This is a genomic window from Geomonas paludis, from assembly GCF_014193585.1.
Lineage (GTDB): Bacteria > Desulfobacterota > Desulfuromonadia > Geobacterales > Geobacteraceae > Geomonas > Geomonas paludis.
In genome coordinates this window covers 266,580-285,313 of record NZ_BLXY01000003.1, presented here as the reverse complement: position 1 = coordinate 285,313, position 18,734 = coordinate 266,580, and the positions used below count along the sequence as shown (strand labels likewise).

Here is an 18,734-nt window from a genome sequence, read left to right as displayed (position 1 = left end):
GATCAGCTTCCTAGAGCCGTGGTACCCAGACGGACCGGGTTTTTGTCGTTGCCCTCGTCGCAGTCGTGCAGCGTCGCGGGGGGGTAGCTGTTGCTCAATGCGCCCAAGAGGTCGAGCACCACGCGCAGGCGGTAGGAGACCTCGCTGTAGGCCTGATACCTCTCCTCGAGCAGGGCCCGGACCTGGTCCAGCGTCCCCGCCTGGAAGGTGAGTCCGGCGCACTCGGGCGGCAGTTCGATGGGGAAGGTGCGGAGCTTGCTGTCCGGGGTGAAGCTGCCGGAGCGGAACAGGCCGTCCAGCCACTGGTAGAACTCCATCCCGAAGCCGGTGAGGATGGCGCGGGCGCAGTTGCACAGCCGAGGGGACTGGCTCCGCGGAGGGGACTGGCTCCGCCAGGTGCCTGTCCCCCTAGTTTTTAATGGCACCACCGACAGAAGGTTCCGGCTCAGGATCGCCTCCACCCGCTCTTCCAGGCGCTCCTCCATCCAGTCGAAGGTGGCGTTCAGCGTGAGCCACTCGCACCACGCCTTCTGGAAACGCTGGTACTGCCAGCCGTAGCGCGCGATGTTGACGAAGTGCTCCACCATGAAGGCCAGCACCTGCGACCAGAGCCCGAACGGGAGCAGCACCACGCAGGCGATCTGCTCCGGCTTCACTTGGGCGTCGAAGAGCAATTCCAGCTCCATCTTCAGGGCATCGGCGTGGAAGTGCTGCAGGAACTTGTCCTGGTACCAGGTCTGGAACACCCGCGAGAATTCCCGGTAGATCAGGATGGCGCAGGCGCATGCCTCGTCCGCCCCGGGGGGAAGGCCATCCGCCTTGTGCCCGTCACGCTCCAGGAGAGTCGCCAGCTTGCCCAGTACCGGGTCGCAGGGATCCTCCACGTAGCCGTCGTTGCCCACCCAGCAGATCTTGGCGACCAGGTGCGCCGGGACTTCCTGCTGTATGACCCGGTCCGCATAGCCGCGCATCTCCAGGTCGGTGTGGAACGGGTCGAGCCACCCGGGCATGACCAGGGTGAGCCGGAAGGAGTAGGGATCCTCGGCGCCGCAGGTGTTGCACGCCCCTTCGGTGCAGGCGGGGTAGAGGGCGTCGCCGGGGAACTTCGGGCGCAAAAGCAGGTGCTCCACGACGATCATGCGCTGATCCAGCTCCGGGTAGCCAAGGAGCAGGGTGATGCGCCGCCGGAGCCCGGGCTGGTTGTCCGGGTTGCATGGGTCGTGCTGGTAGTCGAACGCCTTGCCGCGGTCGTGGCTGATCCTCGGGTAGTCGGCGAGAAAGGCGATCTTGTCCTTGATCAGCTGGTCCAGGGCGATGTCCTGCCCCAGGACCTTGACCAGCAGCAGGCCGTACTCGCTGAAATCCTCGCCGAAGCGGGCCAGCAGGTGGTCCAGGAAGCGGTTGCGCCGCTGCCGGAATTCCTGCACCGTCTCCAGCATCCCCTCCAAAAGCGGCTGGGTCAGGCCGGTTACCAGCTCCGAGTACCCCTGGATCATCGTCTCGTCGAGGTGGGCGGCGAAGTAGGTCCGGTTCACGGCGGGGTCGAGCGAGAACAGGTCGGCCGTGTGTGCCACCTGGGCGAAGGCGTCGGCCAGGATCTGCTCGAACACCATCAGGTAGGCCTTCATCTGGCGGGCCTGGGCCCGGCGCCGCGCTGAGGCGGTCGTTGAAAGCTGGTCCGGCCCGATGCCGTAGGTGAGCGGGAAGCTGTACTGCACCGGGAAATACTCCTCGGGTTCCCGGTAGGTCCCGGTGGGGATGTCCAGGTCGTCGGCCGCCCCGGGGTTCTTCAGGCGCTCCGCCTCGCCGCGCAACAGGGTGAGCGTGTCCAGCGCCTCGTCCATCCTGGGGAGGAAGGGGAGCCCGTTCTTGTAGAAGAGAAAGCGGGAGGCGTTGCGGTACAGCCGCGGCAGGTGCTGGCTGGACAGGTACAGAAGCCAGTTGGCGCTTGCCTTGCCCGGATCGAAGATCGGCTTGCCGTCGCTGGAAAAGACCGGATCGTACACCCCCTTGATCGCGTTCCCCTCGGAGTCGTACGCCGTGAGCTGCACCTGGTTCACCGCGATGACCCCATCGATGTCCATGAGCCGGTTGATGAGGTCGGAGACGCACAGCACGGATCGGAGCACTGCGGCGTCCAGGTCCTGCTGGCGCAGGAAGCCGCTGGCCAGCTCCGGGCCGTTGAAGATCTCCTCCACCGGCACCCCCTGGTCCAAAAGCTCCTGCAGCGTGTAGAAGGGGACCGGCGGGTTGAAGTACTGCTCGATCTCGAACCAAATGCGCGCTTGCACCAGTTCGATGTCCGCGTCGGGCGCCACCTCGACGTCGGCGCAAGCCGCCACCTCCTCGATCTCAATCACTTGTACCCGGCAATAATCCTCGTCCAGGTTGCGGTGCGCCATCAGCTCCGTCTTGGCCAGCGCCACGGCCGCACTCTTCAGGTGCTCCTTGCGCCGGTAGCGCTGGATCAGGCCGTTGACGGACGCTTCTTCAAGCATCGCTTTCAGGGCCGAAACGGTGAGCGCGTCTCTCGTGGCCGTGGTGCCGAGCAGGCGCAGGGCGGCGTGCAGGACGATCTTTTGCCCCGAGGGTGCCAGGGTAATCTCGAAGGTTGGGTAGAAGACGGTGCGCCAGTGACCGCGCAGGTACTCGTTGCGCCCCTGGTCGTCAAGGGTGGGATCGGTCAACAGATCGTAACTCTTGGTGGCGCCGAAGCGGATCAGCTTGAGAGCGATCGACCCACCGTTACGGCCGGCAAAGGCATCATCGCTGTCCAGAAAAAGTTGCCACTGGTCGCGGTCGGCCAGCGACATCTCCTCGAAGCGCAGTTCCAAGGTAAGCTGGTGGCTCCCGGCCGCATCGGTGACGGTCGCGTTGGCTTCGATCTTCCGGTCGTTGAGATCCCCCGCGTCCGGGTCCGCCTCCAGTTCCAGGAGCGCCTCGTACAGCCCAAGCGGCCAGACCTGCAGCGGCGTGCGCCGGGCCAGTTCCGGCGCCCGGTAGGAGAGTGCCAGCCCGTCATCCCCGCACCAGGCGTAATAGGCGGTGTCGCACGCGCACTCCTTGCAGACGATCCAGGCGTTTCTTACCGGCTCAAGGTCGATCAGCAGCCGCCGGAAATCGCTTTCGGTCCACGGGTTGACGGTGAGGATGGTGCGGGCCGTGAAGAAGGGCTGGTTGGGGAAGGGGTGCTTCGGGTCGCCCGACGGGGTCGCGGGCGCCAGCAGGTCGCGGATGTCCCAGCCGGTGCGGTAGCCCAGGTCGGTGATGGCGTAGCACAGCGCCTCGTGGATGGCGATGCCGGAATCGCTTTCGTTGTAGTCGGTCCAGAGCCGGCTCGCCATCTGCTCGATGAAGCCGATCCCCTCGCGGCGCAGCCGGTAGAAATCCTGCTCAGGCGGCAAGGCGGGCTTGGACGCTATGGTTGCCGGGAGCCGGGTCATGGGGCGCACCTGCAGATCTCGACGGGCGTCGCTTCCAGCGCGGGGTCGATGACGGTGACCAGGTGCTTCCTGGCCGAAACCAGCACCGAGACCGCCTTGGAGCCGGAAGCCTCGTTCACCTCGTCCGTCCTCGGGTTGTTGTTGTCATCCTGGTAGCTGTGGAAGAGCTGGAAATCGGTGACGCAATCGACGTAGGGGAGATCCTCCAGGAAGTTGATCAGCACGGACTTGCGCACCCTGCCGTCGAAGCTAGGGCTGCCGCCGCCGGGAAAGGCCCAGGGGGAGAGGAAGCGGACCAACTGGTCCGAGATCTGTTTTTCATAGAAGGACTGGTCCAGTCCGGGCTGCAGGCGCACCTTGCACACCACCCGGACCTCCTCGAACTGCGGGTTCTTCACGTGCAGCTTCACGAAGCAGGAGGTGCGCCGCTGCAGGAACTGCGCGATCTGCTCCAAGAGCCCGAGGCTCGTGTAGGGGCGCAGCGGGTCGCGCAGGTTCAAAAAGCGCTGGTTGGGTATGGTGACCACGGTGACGTGCCCCGGCGCGAGCTCCCGGTAGATGCCGGTGCCGCTTTGGTCCGGCTCGTACTGCGTGTGGTTCAGGCACTTGACCCGGTACACCTGGGGGAACGCCTCCAGGACCAGGCGCTCGTAGTCCCACAGCGCAATGGCGCGGTCCTTGTGGCGCAGCCGCTCCGAGATGCGCGTGTAGAAGTCCCGGGGCGACTCCTTGCCCCGTCCGCCGAAGCCGGCAAAGGGCTGGCTGATCCCCTTCACGGCCGCGTCCGGTTGGTCCAGCTTGGTGATGGTCCCGGCGGGGAGGGGCGTGGCGCTGAAGGCGGGGGCGTTGCCGCGGTCGGTGAAGGTCGCCTTGAGCGCCTGTGCCGCCACCATGACGAGCCGGCACACCGAGTCGGCATTGCCGGCCACAGAGGCGCGCAGCCAGTGCATACCCGGGGGAAGCACGCTGTTGTCCGCGGAGGCCTCGCGCGGCACCGAAAAGGTGATGATGCCGGAATCGAGCAGTTCCCCGGTCGCGTCGCTCACCTGGTCCTTGCCGAACGGGTGCCACTCGTTTTGGCACAGGTAGCTCCAGTTGAGGTGCGGCTTGGGCTTGATGGAGCGGGGATCGGCGCTCCCGTCCACCACCTGGAACAGCAGGGCGAGGTTTTGCGGCGGCTGCAGATCGGTGACGCCGATGTAGCACTCCGCCTCGTGCTTGACCGGCTGTCCTTGGGGGATCTTCTGGTCGTCGCGGTTGGCGTGTTTCATCTGGGGCAGCAGGTAAATGGCGCCGTCCACCGAAGGCAGCGCGGACTTGAGGTAGCCATGCTGTTCCGCCGTTCCGAAGGGCGCGACGGTGAAGAACCGGGCGCTGCGGCCCTGGAACTGTCCCCGGTCTGCGCTGGTCAGGGAAACCGTCTGGCTTGCCGAGTAAGCCAGGCTCAACCCGGTGACCATCGGGCCCACGGGCGGGGTCGGCTTGGTGCCGTCGTTGTTGGGATCGGCGTCGGTCACCCGCTTGATGTAGTCGATGAGCGCCTGCTCGTAGCTCGCCTGGCCGAAGTCGTCGGAAAGCCGTAGCCGCACGAAGCCGTAGCGGGAGTCGGTGGTGAATTGCTCGTTCTGCGTCGGGTCCGGCGCGTCCTGGTAAGGCGGTGCATCGGCCGACTGCGGATCTCCCAAGAGCGTGAAGGTCGTGCCGGTCACCGAGGCCTGCACCGCGGTCCGGAACGGGTGCCAGCTTCCTCCCTGCAGGTATTCGGTCACCGCGTTGACCGTCTTGCCGCGGTAGGGCGCCGGGGTTGCCTGCCAGGTCACGTTCAGCGCAGCGCTGGACAGCTTTTTCTGGAACAGCTCCTTGGAGCCGATGACGAAGGCAGCGTTGGCGACCGGCGAGGGGCCGAAGGGCTGGAAGGGCTTGGACGCGTCCACCGGCCCGAAGTCGTTGGCCAGCGCCGCCGCCTTCAGGTTGGCAACGTCCACGTCCAGTTCCAACCCGGTGATGGTGACGTCCTCCAGCCTCGGGTAGACGAACTTCGCGTCGTCCCGGTGCTTCAGCTGCACCATCAGGACCGGGAGCTCGGTGTCGAAGTTGTAGCCGTGGAGGTCGGCGGAGTAGGGGACCACGGCAGGGTCGGCGCCGGTAAGGGCGAGCTCCAGCCTGAGCCCCCCGGTCACCTGGCTGAAGGAGGCCGGGGCCTTGGCGAGCCACCCCTTGGCGGTGGTCAGGTAGCAGTTGACATCGTTGCTGAAATCGCCCGCTACCGGCACCGGCTGCTGGAAGGTGACCGTGATGCCGCGCTCGCCCTGGGCCAGGAACAGGTAGTGGGACGCGATGGCGAAGCCGACCGTGGCGCGGGGCATGTCGATGGCGGCCAGCGCGCCGTCCTGGTAGCGCTTGTTGTGGAAGGGGTGCCAGGACTTGTCCGCCGAGGTGAGTTCCGCTCCCTTGCCGTCGGCGGAGTTGGCGGCGGGGGAGGCGAACAGGCGCCCCTCGTCCCTGTCGCTCGGGGCGATGACGCCCACTCTTTCCGTGCCGTGACGGTACAGCGTCCTCAGGTCGGCCACCTTGGCCTGGTTCGCCACGAAGTCCTGATCGCCGGCGTAAAAGGCGTCCTTGCCCAAGGCATCCTTGCCCGCCTTGAACAGCTCTCCCGCCGGGAAGAGCCGCGCCTCGACCTGCTTGGCCAGTTCGGCCAACAGGTGTGCGTGCCCCGGCTGGGCCGGTTTCTCCTTGAGCCGCAGGATCTCGCGGTAGTAGAAGTCGAGGTGGCGCGCCGTGAGCGTGTTGGCGGCGTCGCGGGCGTAGGCGAACAGGCGCAGGAAGGCGAGCAGGAGGGCGTAATGGGGCTGGTGGTCGTCCCGCCCGGTCAGGCTCTGTTGCAGCGACCGTGCCCCTTCGCCCGCCACCTTGGCGTAGGCCTTGAGGAACTGGTCCAGCACAGAGGTAAAGAGGTTGTGGGTCGCGATGTGGTTGATGCGCTGGAAAGGCTCGATGCCGGTGCCGTACACCGAGGCGTCCGCCGCGATCGCGCCGGTGTAGGCGGCCCAGTCCGGTGAGCCGTCGGTGATCCAGTCTTTGCCCAGTCCCGCCTGGTACACGGCGCTGAAGGGGACGGTGCTGGCGCCGAACAGTTCCAGTCCCGGCTGGAGGTCCGCGATGAGGCGGTCGCTGTCCGGGGTGATGGCGAGGTCGGCCTTGTAGTAGGAGATGAGCCGGTTCAAGGCCGGCGCCAGCTGGCTGACGACCAGGTTGCGCAGCATCCCCTTCAGGGCGGTGTCTGCCGGCAGGGCGTCTTTAAGCCGGTCCAGCTCCAGGGCCAGGCTGCCGGCGCTGCTGAAAAGGTAACCGAGGTAATCCTTCGCCTTGGTCTCGTCCGAGCCGAAGCCGAGATCCTTCAGGAAGTCCAGGTATTCCTTGATCCTCTGGCGGTAGAACTCCACGTCCTGCACCGCCGCCAGGGCGAGTTGCACCGAAACGTCGCTGCCGAAAAAGGTGGTCCAGTTGCCGTCGATGACGTTGCCGGCGTTGAAGTAGTTGAGGAAGGAGGCATAGGCCTTGGCGAAGACCATGCCGTGCGCCACGTCGCGCTGGTCCACCGGTGCGAAGGCCGGGTCGAGGGGGAGGGCGAGGCGCTGGTCCTGGCTGGTACCTTCGCGTACCGGTTTCAGCGCATCCCGGTTCTGTGTGCAGTCGGTGGTTTGCGGCATAGGGCCTAATCGCTTTCCGGCAGGAGGTTCACCGTTACCCCGAGGTCGAGGTCGGTCCCTTCCAGCTTGTAGTAGGGGAAGACGAAGTTGAAGCGCGAGTTGGTCGTCTTGACCCGGTAGGTGACCTCGATCAGGACCACCCCCTCCAGCTCGCGGGTGTCGTCCAGGTTGACGCTTTCCAGCTCGATACGCGGCTCGTGGTACAGGATGGCGGTCTCGATCTTGTCCGCCATCAGCGTCTTGGTTCCCGTGTCGAGGCTCTCGAAGATCAGGTCGTCCAGGTTGCAGCCGTATTGCGGCAGCATGACCCGTTCCCCCTGCGATGTGCTTAACAGGGCCTGGAGGCTGGCCACGATGTCCGCCTCCTGCTCCAGCAGAACCACGCCCGGCAGCGTCTTGTCGAATTCGGGCGGGAACGACCAGCCGCGCCCCAGGAAATCGAGGTTCATCCGTCAGCCTCCGATGAGGACGGTCAATGCGCCAGGGGGAAGGATCACGCCCCCCCCGGCGGTCTGGTCCGCCACGCGGGCTGCCGGCAGCCCGCCGATGAACACCGTGGTGGAGCCCTTGATGATCACGTCCGCGCCGCAGGTATCCCCCATGCGTGCCGCCGGCAGGCCCGCGATCAGCACGTTCAGCGCCCCCGGCGGAATGATGGGCGTCGGCACCCCGAGGGTGGCGGAGCTTACGATGAGGTCGGTGATGCGCGCGGCAGGAAGCATGGAAACTCCTAGAGACAAAAAGCAGTTACGCAAAGAACGCCAAGTAGTCGCAATGTCCGCAAAGAGAGCTTTTGGGTTTGTCTTTCATTCAAGATTTTTTCTTCGTGTTCTCAGCGGATACTTCGTGTTCTTTGCGTAACCGCTTTTAATCTTTGAAACCACGAAGCGGTTACGCAAAGAACGCCAAGTAGTCGCGATGTCCGCAAAGAGAGCTTTTGGGTTTGTCTTTCATTCAAGATTTTTTCTTCGTGTTCTCAGCGGATACTTCATGTTCTTTGCGTAACAGCTTTTGACGTTGCTTTTGACTCCCTTGCGCGCTTATCAGTTGATCTGCACGATCCCCCCCTGGATCACCGTCTTGGCGCTCCCCTTGATGGTGGTGCTGGCGCCGGACAGTTCGGTGCTGGCGCTCCCGGCCGCCTTCAGAGCCATCTGCGCGGAGAGATCCAGGTTTGAGCCGCACTCGATCTTCAGGTTCTTGGCCGCCTTCAGGGTGAGGTCCTTGCTGCTCTCGATCCGCACCCCCTGGTCGTCCAGGGTGATCTTGTTGCCGTTTTGGTCCTGGATGACGATCCCCTTCTTGTCCTCGGCTAGGGTGAGCCTGTTTCCCTTGGGCGTCTCCAGTTGCACCGCCTTCCTGTCGTCATCGAAGGTGAGCTTCATCTTGGAGCGGCTCACGTACCCCTTGCGGTGGTTCTTGTCCTTGGCCGGTTCCGGCGCCGGTTTTGCCGAGCTATGGCACATCCCCAGCACCACCGGGTGACGGGGGTCGTCCCAGAGAAAGCCGACCACCACCTCGTCGCCGAGCTCCGGCCTGAAGAAGGTGCCGCGCCCTTTGCCGGCGTCCAGGGTTGCCAGCCGTGCCCAGATCCCTTCCTCGGCCTTGCTGACCAGCGGCAGCCGCACCTTGATGCGGTCCTCCCCCTGCGGATCCTTCTCCAGCACCGTGACCACCCCCATCTGCAGCCCCGTGACCGCCGGGATCAGCCCCGCTGCCGGCATCGGCCGCAGGTCGAAGCTCTCTGCGAAGGTCTCGGTACATAGGCCGAACTGCACGTCGGTCTCCCAGTTGCCGTTGTCCACCACGTGGCGCACACCCGAGACGTACAGCTTCCCCTGGAACCTCTCTCCGACGCCGGTAAGCTCAATGACCTTGCCGGGAGCCACCGCCGCGAAGCCTTGGCACCGGGCCCGCCCCCGCACCTGGGCCAGCCGCTCGGTCCTCAGCCTGCCGTCCGCCCAGGCCTGCAATTCCGGCTGCCCCAGCTTCCCGCCGTGCCGCAGCTCGTGCGGGGCGCTGCCCAGTATCCCGGCCAGATCGTCAGGGGAGAGGTTGCCGCTCGATGAGCGCCCCGGTTCCCTGGCCTCGGCCTCGACGACCTTCTGCTCGGCGGCGTTCCAGCTCTTGGCCACGATCCCCTTGCTCTGCCTGCGCGCGTCGATGTCGGCGTCGAGTTCCAACAGCGTGCTGCCGAACCCTACCGTGACCACCGCGTCGCCCTCCGTGGTGGGCGTGTTGACCGTGATCTTGCCGTCGCTGGCGATCACCACCATGCCGTTGGCCTCGGCACGCAGCAGCAGGAAATCCCAGTCCGTCGCGTTGTACTGCGTCACCTCCTTGAGATCCGGCTTGGTGGCCTGGACGTCCTTGCCGAGCTTGTAGGAGTCGATGACCTGCTCGATGACGTCGCCGTCCTTCATGTCCACGAAGTAGCGGCTCTTCAGGCCGACGCTCATCCGCACCGCCTCGTCGCGGCACTCAACCGTGAGGATGCTGCCGCTTTTGCGCACGCTGATGCCGTGCCTCACCACGATCCCCTTGAACACGGTGTCGTTGTGCGAGCGGTAGCCGAGCTTGATCTCGATCTTTTTGCCCGGGACGAATAAGTCGCTGTTGCTGGCCTGGAAGGTCGCCTTGGAGGCCTCGCCGTCGCGGATCTGGATGGTGGCGGTCGGGATGCGGTTCACCTCCTTGCGCACGGCTACCGACAGCACGTGGTATTGCCCCGGAACGGCCGCACCATCCATGAGCAGTTCGACGCTGCAGACGTCCGGCGTGGCGGGCGTGGGGATGGTCGACCCGGTGCTCACGGCGCTGCGCCTTTCTTGTCCAGGGGCGGGAAGAGCAGGCTGGTGTTGGGCACAAGCTTTCTGAAGTTGTTCAGCCCGTTCGCCTGCGCCACCTGCAGGTAGTACTTCGGGTCGCCGTAGATGCGGTAGCAGAGCAGCGGCAGCGTGTCGCCACCCTTTACCGTGCGCCGGTGGGTGAGGTCGGGGGATGACTTGTCCTCCTTGCGGGCGCGTTTCTTGTCCTCGACACTCTTCTTGAACTTCACCTTGGCGACGGTGCGGATCGGCTGCCCGTCCGGATTGAACAGTTTGTGGGTCAGCGAGAGCTCTATGGCGCGGCCGGTGAAGACGAGGCTGCCCCAGACCAGCTTCAGGTGGTATGGCTCGTGCGATTTCCCCTGGTAGCCGGTCAGCATCTTGCGGAAGCGGTCCACGTCCTTGTTCACGCCGTCCTTGTTCTTCTTGCCGTCGATGATGCCGGTATTGTCGAACAGGAACTCGAAGGTCAACTCCTCCGGGAGGGTGAACTCGTACTTCGCCTGTGCGCCGCTGGTCCCCTGGCCCTGGCCCTCCGAGGTCTTCACCTTGTACTCCAGGGTGTAGCTCTCCGGGTTGATCAAGGCCTCGAAGGTCTCCTTGGCCTCGCTCTTCGTGCCGCGTTCCGCGTCCTCCGAGGTGTCGAAGGCCAGGATCAGGAGTTTTTCCAGTTTGCCGTTATCCGCCATCAGCGTTCCGCCTTGTTCTTGAGAATCTGCAGCACCTGTTCCACGCACTCCGCGACCATCGCCTCCCTGCCCGCCCCGTCACCGGCTCGGGCCGGCGGGGCAGGGGAGGAGGTCAGCGCGACCTTTATGTGCAGTTCCTTGATCTCGATGGGCATAGGCTGTTCCGTTGTCGTCTGTCTCCCCTACCTTTGACGGGATGGGGCGCACCTTGGTCTTTCGCCCCCTCTCCCTCCGGGAGAGGGCTGCGGTGAGGGCGCTGCAGCTGGCACCTTGGTCTTTCGCCCCCTCTCCCTCCGGGAGAGGGCTGGGGTGAGGGCGTTGCAGCTGGCACCGCGGTCTTTCGCCCCCTCTCCCTCCGGGAGAGGGCTGGGGTGAGGGCGTTGCAGCTGGCACCGCGGTCACTTCGTGCCGTCGCCCTCACCCGGCCTCCGGCCACCCTCTCCCGGGGGGCGAGGGAATGGGAGGCTAAGGGGGGACAGGGGGGATTTGGCTCGTTCCCAAGGTCCACCTTGGGAACGCAAAGCCACTCTGAAGCTCCAACTTTCCTCAAATGCAAAGCTGGAGCTTTGCGCCACATGGGGTTCCCAAGCTGGAGCTTGGGAACCAGGAAAATATGCCACCGCGCAATCAGGCCACCGTAAAATATCTGTACGTCAGCTCCAACGTCTCAATCACCAGCGCATTCTCCCCCGAGTTGAGATCGCTCACCTGCCATTTCCTTGGGATGGCGTGCGACACCTGCCAGGTCTTAAGCGGCTCACCCTTTTCGTTCATCAGGATCACGTTCAGATCCGTGGGCTCGAAGTCGCGGTCCCGGAAGGCGCGCAGGAACCACTTGATCACCTCCGAATCGGTCAGCATGCCGCGCTTCAGCACCAGGTCCGCGTACTTCGTGCGTACCGGGAGCTTGTGGGTGAAGCGGTTCTCGCCCCCTTCCTTGTATTCCTCGGTGTCGTACTCCACCGAGAGCCCCGACACCATCTGGAAGCGGACGTCGTTCTTGTCCTTGCTGATGCCGAACTCGACCCGGAAGTAGAATCCCCACGGGGGGTAGTAATCGACCATGGCCAGGCCCTAGACCTTCATCAGCTTGAGCCCTTCGTGGGCGATCTCGAGGGTCTCGATGGCGGCCTCGTTGGCGTCCGATTTCAGGTCCGGTGCGGTGACCTTGACCGGGAAACAGCGGGTGGCCGTCCAGGCCGCCACCGGCTCGTGCTTCTCGTTCAACAGGCGGATGATGATGTCGCGCCGCTTCTCCACCCGCTCGTTGGCCACCTCTTCCAGCCAGGTGTTGTAGTCGAAGTCCTTCTCGAACTTGCCGCGCTTCAGGCTGATGTTGTTGTTTTTCACCAGGCCGGGCATGGCGATCTTGTTGAAGTCGCGGCTGTCGCTGTGCCGGTACTCTATCTTCTCCCGCTCCATGACCAGGCCGGTCACCTCGGTGAAGCTGATCTTGGCCCCGCCCCAGTCGACCTGGAAATGGAACCGCGGTAAGGGATACTCTTGCGCCATGTCTGTCTCCTTTATCCATTTTTTCCGGCTTCCGATGTTTCCCCCACTCCCGGAGATACACAGGAGGGGGGTGTGCGCCTTTTCCCCCTCTCCCTCCGGGAGAGGGTCGGGGTGAGGGCGCTGCTTCCTGCCCCCTCTCCCTCCGGGAGAGGGTCGGGGTGAGGGCGCTGCAACTGGCACTGCACTCACTTCGTGGCATCCCCCTCACCCGGCCTTCGGCCACCCTCTCCCGCCTGCGGACCGAAGCCCTACGGTGGGCGAAGGCCCGGAGGGCGAGGGTAAAGGCTACGGGGGGGAGGACCCTACGACTCAGCCATCTTGTGCGAGAACCTGAAGATGATGAACTCGGCGGGGCGCACCGCGGCCAGCCCCACCTCCACGATCATGCGCCCTTCCAGTATGTCGATGGCGGTCATGGTTTTGCCCAGTCCCACCGCCACGAAGAACGCGTGCTCCGGCTTCACCCCCTGCAGCGCCCCCTGGCGCCAGATCACGGTCAGGAAATTCTCCACCATCCCCTGCACGCGCACCCAGGTGTTGGCGTCGTTAGCCTCGAAGACGAACGGCTCCGTGGCCCGCTTCACCGACTCTTCCACGAAGTTGAAGAGCCGGCGCACGTTCACGTATCGCCACTCGTTGTCGTTGCCGGCCAGGGTGCGCGCCCCCCATACCAGTGTCCCCTTGCCGGTGAAGGCACGGATGGCGTTCACCGACTTGCCCGCCACCGGGTCCACGTTCATCTGGTCCTGTTCCACGTTGGAGAACTGGATAGCGGGCTGGATAACCGAGTTGACGCTCACGTTGGCCGGCGCCTTCCAGACGCCGCGGGCGTTGTCGACCGCCGCATAGATGCCGGCCATGGTGGAAGAGGGGGGCAGCCGGCAGGCCATGTCGGTGATGGCGGCGCGGGCCTGCTCGTAGACCCGGTTGTTGGCCGCCTTCAGCGTGTCCAGCTTTACCGGCGCCGCCGCCGAGCCGTTGGTGGTGATGGTCACGTCGACCGCGCTGTCGTCGTACAGAAAGTCGAGGATGGTGTCGATGTTGGGCGCGTAGACCGCGCCGTACTTCAGGTTGTTGGTCCCGATGCCGCTGTTGCGGAAGTTGTTCACCGCGTTGAGCAGGTTCGCATTGGGATCGGACAGGGAGATGGAATCGCCGTGCAGGTCCATGATCACGAAGCGGTCTTTGAGGTCGGCGCACTGGGCCAGCGCCGCGTCGTGCAGGGCCTTGAAGTCCGCCACCGACAGGCTCTGCGCCTCCGGGAAGACGATCAGCGTCGGCTCGTCCTTCTTCACCAGGGTGTCGAGGCCCGCCTTCAGTTCGGTCTCCACCAGGGCGCCCCCGAAGGTTGCCTTGTAGGGGGCGACCGAGACGATGTAGCAGGGGCCGCCGCCGTTGGCGAAGAACATCTGCATGGCGTAGTACATGACATGTTTGGAGCGGGCCGCCTCGGTGAGGGACGCGGTCGCCTTCAGGTCGGTGGTGACCCCGTTGACCTGGGTCTCCTGCACGTCCACGTTGATATCCTGCTCCTTCTGCGGACCGCCGAAATACTTCTCGTACTCGACCTGGGAGGAGATGCGCGTCGGTTTCAAGGTGAGGTCCCCGGGAGTGACATCATCGGCCTTTTCCGTGTAGCCGATGAAGGCCGGGATCGCGGTTTCCACCGGGGCGACCGAAGGGGGAAACTTGGGGATCTCCTCGATGTAAACTCCCGGTGTCTTGTACAGTGTGGCCATTTTCGTCTCCCTCCTTTTGAGCTCACCGTGTTGTAGATCGCCTATGGGTTATACCGTCACCGCCGGTTTGTGATGGATGTTGCGGTCCACCTCGAGGATCAGGCTCTCCTCCTTCTCCACGAAGCTGAATTTCAGGTCGAGCATGCGCATGACGTAGAGGACAAAGGGGTACTGCTTGCCGCCCAGGGTGCCCCAGAGGTGGTTCACCTCCTCCAGGGTGGGCGAATAGATGTCGAAGATCAGTTTGAAGGACTGCAACTGGTCCAGGGGGTTGATCGGGACGCTGGACGTGGTTATCGAGGCCGGGTCGACCGTGGTCTCGGTGAAGACGTTTTTGAACTGGAAAAACCGGATGGCGCGGGAAAGTACCGAGAGGGCGTCGACGTAGCCGGAATGGGTGGCAGTCATCAGGATCAGGAAGTTGAGGAATACCGGCGGGTTCTGGTAGCTCGCCTTAAGCGCCGCTTCGTCGCGCACGTAATTGGGGAGGTTTTTCAGCGTCTTCTCTTCTTTCACGTTGACCGCGGAAAGGTACAGCTTGTCCCGGGATACGTTGCCGCCGCCCCCTCCGGCCGTGAAGATGTCGGAGACATTGCCAAGACCGACCGCGTCCACCGAGTTGTAGACATCATGAAGATGCTTGTTCAGCTCATTCATTACAATGGTGAGTGCGTGGGAGATCATGGTTCTCTCGTCATATCCGGTCTGGGCAAAGGCCGGCTCTGTCTGTACACGTCCCGACAGCCCTGCATCCGCAATAATGAGATAATGGATTGGTGAAATATAATTAGTTTGATCAAATTTAGCGGGGTTTGTTGAGGTGTCAACGATGGCGACAAAAAAAGGGGCAATCAGGGAAAAGATGCGGGGCATGCGGGAGGGGCTGCAAAAAGGACAGAGAGAAAATCTCAGGGGCGCTCGGGGGGGGCGGAAGGGAAGGTGAACCGGGTGGATGGTTAGGAGCGGTGTAGCGGGTAAGGACCTGGGCAATAACTCAGGGGTGGCATCTGCCGGGAGACAGTGCCGGAAGCGGGGGCGCTGCGGAAAACAATCCCGTGGCGCCTACGCCGCCTTCAACGCGCGCCTGCGGTCATGGCCGACGTAGCTGCCGCCCGTGCCGCGCACCCGATCCTGGCCGATGCGGACGTAGCCGTCGGAGCGGAAGAACCCCACGATCTTGCGCTGCATGATCAGGGAGTCGAGCAGGTAGTCGTGCACCTTTGCGCTCTGGAACTCATCGTACACCACGCGTATCAGCATCGTTCTCTCCCCCGCGGGTGGCATCCTCTCATACGAAATCGCATGGCATGGACAACCGGATCGGTGTGAATGAACATTGGATGCCAACTGCCGTGTTCCGAATCCCTCCAGGACTGTTACAAAACAACATCGCGGTGCCGCTTGCAGACAGACCGGCAGTGCAAACGACCTGCGTCATGCCTCCATTTTAACAAAATAATTGGAACATGCCATCTCAATACTTTCCTTTGTCAGTCGAGCCGGCTGGTTGTTATAGCGGGATTCGACAATAATCTGTTCTATGAGATCGCGCGGGTGACACGCGTTCGGGATCGCGCCGTACTTCTTGTAGCAGTAACTCATCAGGTAGTCATACGCCTCCTGGCAGAAGGGGACCTCGTTGGCGCTGCAGACCAGCTTGAAGATCCTGCCGTACTCCTGTTCAGTGGGGCGGTCGATCTCCACCTTGTACCTGATCCTGCGCAGGAAGGCCTCGTCCAGCAACTCGGTCGGCTCGAGGTTGGTGGCGAAGATGACCAGCATGTCGAAGGGGACGGCGAACTTCATCCCGGTGTGCAGGGTCATGAAGTCGATGTGCCGGTCCAGGGGGACGATCCAGCGGTTCAGGATGTCGCGGGGCTCGATCTGCTGCCTGCCGAAGTCGTCCAGGATGAAGATGCCGTTGTTGGCCTTCAGTTGCAGCGAGGCCTCGTAGTATTTCGAGATGCGGTTGAAGTCGAGGTCGAGCATCCTCATGGTCAGTTCTCCCCCCACCATGACCACCGGCCTGCGTACCAGCACCCAGCGCTGGTCCACGTTCTCGGCAAGCAGGGTAGGGGGGACCGGGATGTGGTTCACCGGGTCGAAGACGCTGATGATCTGGCCGCCGACGTCGATGGCGTAGGGTACGTAGACGAAGTCGGTCGGGACGCGCCCCACCGCCTCGGCGATCGCCGTCTTGCCGTTGCCGGGAGGACCGTAGATGAACACGGTCTTCCCCGACGTGATGGCCGGCCCCAGGCGGCGGAACAGGTCCTCCCGGCACACCAGGTGGGAAAAGGCGTCCCGCAGCGTCTCGTCACTGATGGTCACGCACTTCACGGTCTGCAGTTCCACCATGGTCTGGTACTCGTCCAGGGTGACCGGCGCCGGCCCGGCGTAGCGGCACAGGTCCATCAACTCGAGGCTGCGCTTTTGTCCGGATTCGGTGACCTTGAAGGTGTAGGTGGCCGAAGCGTAGCTCGTGGCCCCCTTGATCTCGACGAACTTCTCCCGCTTCAGGATTTCCAGCGCCCGGTTCACGATGGTCATGGGGAGCTTGATCCGCTCCACGACGTCCCCCATGCGGAACTCCCCCATGAAAACGATGTGCTTCAGGACCAGGTCGGTAATGAAGGAGAGGTCGAGCCCGGTATCCTCCACGCATTTTGGGGGTGGGGGATTTCGCTGGTACTGCTTCTTAATGTCCTGTTCGGTGACGTGTCCCAGGGCCACCAGGTTGTGCCCGAGCCGCCCTCCCAGCCGGCGCTGCCGCTCCAGTGCCTCGTCAAGTTGCGCCTGGGTAATGATGTTTTCCTTAACCAGCTTCTCACCGAGAATGAACATTGTTTCCCCCATGACTGTCATAAGCGCGGTTTGGTGGTAAGATTTACCTCAAAACTTCGCCATGTAAAGAACCCATATACAGGTTGTGTCAGAAATGTTGTCCTTGTTTCCGGCCTGCTGTCAGATTATAGTATTGTCACATTTTAACTAAAGAGTCCAGCGGTGTCGCTGATTCTCTTGGGAGGCAGCATGGGTAGACTTGATGTCAGAGTCCGCACGCATCTTGACTCCACTGTTTGCTACATCGCACGGGAAGACAGGCCGGAAGAGCAGGTGACCGTCACGGAACTCAGCCTGAGCGGCGCCCTGGTGGTCGGCCTTTCCACACAGCTGAGCGAAATTTTCGCCATTAAGCCGGTCATTCCCGGCAAGGGCGAGGTGGAGCTCTTGGCCAAGCTGGTGCGGCAGGGGCAGGGAGGTGCCGCAGTCCGTCTGTTCTACTCCGACCACGACACCATGCAGGCCCTGTGGGAACACGTCAGGGACAGCCTTCCCCAGACCGATTCCTGTCCCTACTGCGGCCACCCCGACGACTCCCGCGAAGGGTCCTGCGACAAGTGCAACCTCTACCTCAACTTTGCCAAAAACAACTACCTCGAACGGCACATCGAAAACACCTTCGCCCAGCGCCTCAACATCCGTCTCAGCCGGCTCAACCTCGAGCACATCCAGAAGATCATCCAGTTCGTAGACTCCAAATTGCTGAAGATCCAGCACCGCTCCCCGGACAAGGAGTTCGTCGGCACCTCGGAGGGGATGCTCTCCGTGTTCTCCATGATCAGGAAGGTGGCTCCCACCGAAATGAGCGTGCTCCTTCTGGGGGAGAGCGGGACCGGCAAGGAACTGACCGCGAGGTCCCTGCACCAGCTCTCTACGCGCAGGGACGGCCCCTTCGTCGCCGTCAACTGCGCCGCCATTCCCGAAACCCTGCTCGAGGCCGAACTGTTCGGGTACGAAAAGGGGGCGTTCACCGGGGCCTACGCCACCAAGAAGGGTAAATTCGAGTCAGCCGACGGCGGCACCCTGTTTCTGGACGAGATCGGAGACCTCCCCGCCAGCCTGCAGGCGAAACTGTTGCGCTTTCTCGAGGACAGGCTGGTCCAGCCGGTTGGTTCCGCGCACTCCAAAAAGATCGACGTGAGGATCGTGGCCGCCACCAACTGCGATCTGCAACGTGCCATCGGCCAGGGACATTTCCGCACCGACCTCTTCTACCGGCTCAACTCCTTCACCATCAAGCTCCCCCCCCTGCGCGAGCGGGGAGAGGACAAGGTGCGGCTGGCCCGGTACTTCCTGGATAAATTCTCCTGCAGCGAAAACCGCTCCATGCAATTTTCCGAGGAGGCCCTGGACGCCATCCGCAGCCACGCCTGGCCCGGCAACGTCCGTGAACTGGAGAACAAGGTGAGGAGGGGATTCCTGATGGCCACGGGGAGGGTGATCGACCCTGAGTGCATGGAGCTGGACCAGGACGGCATCCCCGCACCGGTGCCCGAGCCGGTCTCCAGGCCGGGGTCATCCCAGAAGGAGTACGTCATCCAGGTGCTGGAGCAAAACGATTACGTCATCGCCCGGGCTGCCCGCCAGTTGAACATCAGCCGTCCCAGCATGTACGCCCTGATCAAGAAACACGGAATCAGCAGGGACGACATGAAATAACCCGCCGGGCTCCGCATCTGCTTTACACCTCCTTTACAGTCAGCTTTACACTTCATTTACACCTCCCTGACACTTTCCGGTCGCGCCCCGCAGCCCCGTGTCAGCCCAACCGATCTCTAATTTCCCGTAATCAGATGGAACTAACAAAATCTTTCTTACTTGAAGGAGGTGCGGCACGCATTGTGCTGATCATTTACTGAACTAGAGCAACAGCCTTCTATTATAAATATCTAATTTAATGTCATTGTGTATATTGAAAATTATAGAACTCTAATACCGTTTGTGGTTAATAGTGGAATTGACAACG

Annotated in this window: 14 protein-coding genes; 1 reads left to right on the top strand and 13 read right to left on the bottom strand. The window is 63.1% G+C overall.

Annotated features, from left to right (window positions below; all coding sequences use genetic code 11):
• Positions 1 to 2 precede the first annotated feature (2 nt).
• From H7687_RS11195 to H7687_RS11135, 13 genes are all read right to left on the bottom strand, one after another.
• Entirely contained in the window at positions 3 to 3,443 is a 3,441-nt protein-coding gene (locus tag H7687_RS11195) for a baseplate wedge protein (RefSeq protein WP_183347287.1), read from the bottom strand.
• Positions 3,440 to 7,156, bottom strand: coding sequence for a baseplate J/gp47 family protein (locus tag H7687_RS11190; RefSeq protein WP_183347285.1), 3,717 nt, complete (start codon positions 7,154 to 7,156; stop codon positions 3,440 to 3,442). The genes H7687_RS11195 and H7687_RS11190 overlap by 4 nt, the downstream gene beginning before the upstream one ends.
• A gap of 5 nt (positions 7,157 to 7,161) precedes the next feature.
• Complete coding sequence (locus H7687_RS11185; protein WP_183347283.1) at positions 7,162 to 7,605, bottom strand: GPW/gp25 family protein; 444 nt, start codon at positions 7,603 to 7,605, stop codon at positions 7,162 to 7,164.
• A gap of 3 nt (positions 7,606 to 7,608) precedes the next feature.
• Entirely contained in the window at positions 7,609 to 7,878 is a 270-nt protein-coding gene (locus H7687_RS11180; protein ID WP_183347281.1) for a PAAR domain-containing protein, read from the bottom strand.
• Between the two features lie 321 nt (positions 7,879 to 8,199).
• Positions 8,200 to 9,969: a type VI secretion system tip protein VgrG gene (gene vgrG, locus H7687_RS11175; RefSeq protein WP_183347279.1), complete on the bottom strand. Its 1,770-nt coding sequence runs from the start codon at positions 9,967 to 9,969 to the stop codon at positions 8,200 to 8,202.
• Positions 9,966 to 10,673, bottom strand: coding sequence for a CIS tube protein (locus H7687_RS11170; protein WP_183347277.1), 708 nt, complete (start codon positions 10,671 to 10,673; stop codon positions 9,966 to 9,968). Before H7687_RS11170 ends, vgrG begins: the two co-directional genes overlap by 4 nt.
• A complete protein-coding gene (locus H7687_RS11165) occupies positions 10,673 to 10,828 on the bottom strand; it encodes a DUF5908 family protein (protein ID WP_183347275.1) in 156 nt (51 codons plus the stop codon). Before H7687_RS11165 ends, H7687_RS11170 begins: the two co-directional genes overlap by 1 nt.
• A 472-nt stretch (positions 10,829 to 11,300) precedes the next feature.
• Complete coding sequence (locus H7687_RS11160) at positions 11,301 to 11,738, bottom strand: phage tail protein (protein ID WP_183347273.1); 438 nt, start codon at positions 11,736 to 11,738, stop codon at positions 11,301 to 11,303.
• Positions 11,739 to 11,747: 9 nt separating this feature from the next.
• A complete protein-coding gene (locus tag H7687_RS11155; RefSeq protein ID WP_183347271.1) occupies positions 11,748 to 12,185 on the bottom strand; it encodes a phage tail protein in 438 nt (145 codons plus the stop codon).
• A 302-nt stretch (positions 12,186 to 12,487) separates the two neighbouring features.
• Positions 12,488 to 13,924, bottom strand: coding sequence for a phage tail sheath family protein (locus H7687_RS11150; RefSeq protein ID WP_183347270.1), 1,437 nt, complete (start codon positions 13,922 to 13,924; stop codon positions 12,488 to 12,490).
• Positions 13,925 to 13,972: 48 nt separating this feature from the next.
• The gene (locus tag H7687_RS11145) at positions 13,973 to 14,608 is read right to left on the bottom strand and encodes a Pvc16 family protein (protein WP_183347268.1); all 636 of its coding nucleotides are present in this window, start codon (positions 14,606 to 14,608) and stop codon (positions 13,973 to 13,975) included.
• A gap of 378 nt (positions 14,609 to 14,986) precedes the next feature.
• Positions 14,987 to 15,184, bottom strand: coding sequence for a GSU3473 family protein (locus tag H7687_RS11140; protein WP_183347266.1), 198 nt, complete (start codon positions 15,182 to 15,184; stop codon positions 14,987 to 14,989).
• Positions 15,185 to 15,358: 174 nt separating this feature from the next.
• Positions 15,359 to 16,768, bottom strand: a complete 1,410-nt coding sequence (locus tag H7687_RS11135) for a DUF8689 domain-containing protein (protein ID WP_183347264.1) — start codon at positions 16,766 to 16,768, stop codon at positions 15,359 to 15,361.
• Positions 16,769 to 16,957: 189 nt separating this feature from the next.
• Here H7687_RS11135 and H7687_RS11130 point away from each other — a divergent pair, with 189 nt between their 5' ends.
• The gene (locus tag H7687_RS11130) at positions 16,958 to 18,427 is read left to right on the top strand and encodes a sigma-54 interaction domain-containing protein (RefSeq protein WP_183347262.1); all 1,470 of its coding nucleotides are present in this window, start codon (positions 16,958 to 16,960) and stop codon (positions 18,425 to 18,427) included.
• Positions 18,428 to 18,734 lie beyond the last annotated feature (307 nt).

Bases quoted from the DNA above. Each gene is read 5' to 3' on its own strand.
- H7687_RS11195 (WP_183347287.1), bottom strand. From the start codon at position 3,443: ATGACCCGGCTCCCGGCAACCATAGCGTCCAAGCCCGCCTTGCCGCCT.
- H7687_RS11190 (WP_183347285.1), bottom strand. From the start codon at position 7,156: ATGCCGCAAACCACCGACTGCACACAGAACCGGGATGCGCTGAAACCG.
- H7687_RS11185 (WP_183347283.1), bottom strand. From the start codon at position 7,605: ATGAACCTCGATTTCCTGGGGCGCGGCTGGTCGTTCCCGCCCGAATTC.
- H7687_RS11180 (WP_183347281.1), bottom strand. From the start codon at position 7,878: ATGCTTCCTGCCGCGCGCATCACCGACCTCATCGTAAGCTCCGCCACC.
- H7687_RS11170 (WP_183347277.1), bottom strand. From the start codon at position 10,673: ATGGCGGATAACGGCAAACTGGAAAAACTCCTGATCCTGGCCTTCGAC.
- H7687_RS11165 (WP_183347275.1), bottom strand. From the start codon at position 10,828: ATGCCCATCGAGATCAAGGAACTGCACATAAAGGTCGCGCTGACCTCC.
- H7687_RS11160 (WP_183347273.1), bottom strand. From the start codon at position 11,738: ATGGTCGATTACTACCCCCCGTGGGGATTCTACTTCCGGGTCGAGTTC.
- H7687_RS11155 (WP_183347271.1), bottom strand. From the start codon at position 12,185: ATGGCGCAAGAGTATCCCTTACCGCGGTTCCATTTCCAGGTCGACTGG.
- H7687_RS11150 (WP_183347270.1), bottom strand. From the start codon at position 13,924: ATGGCCACACTGTACAAGACACCGGGAGTTTACATCGAGGAGATCCCC.
- H7687_RS11145 (WP_183347268.1), bottom strand. From the start codon at position 14,608: ATGATCTCCCACGCACTCACCATTGTAATGAATGAGCTGAACAAGCAT.
- H7687_RS11140 (WP_183347266.1), bottom strand. From the start codon at position 15,184: ATGCTGATACGCGTGGTGTACGATGAGTTCCAGAGCGCAAAGGTGCAC.
- H7687_RS11135 (WP_183347264.1), bottom strand. From the start codon at position 16,768: ATGTTCATTCTCGGTGAGAAGCTGGTTAAGGAAAACATCATTACCCAG.
- H7687_RS11130 (WP_183347262.1), top strand. From the start codon at position 16,958: ATGGGTAGACTTGATGTCAGAGTCCGCACGCATCTTGACTCCACTGTT.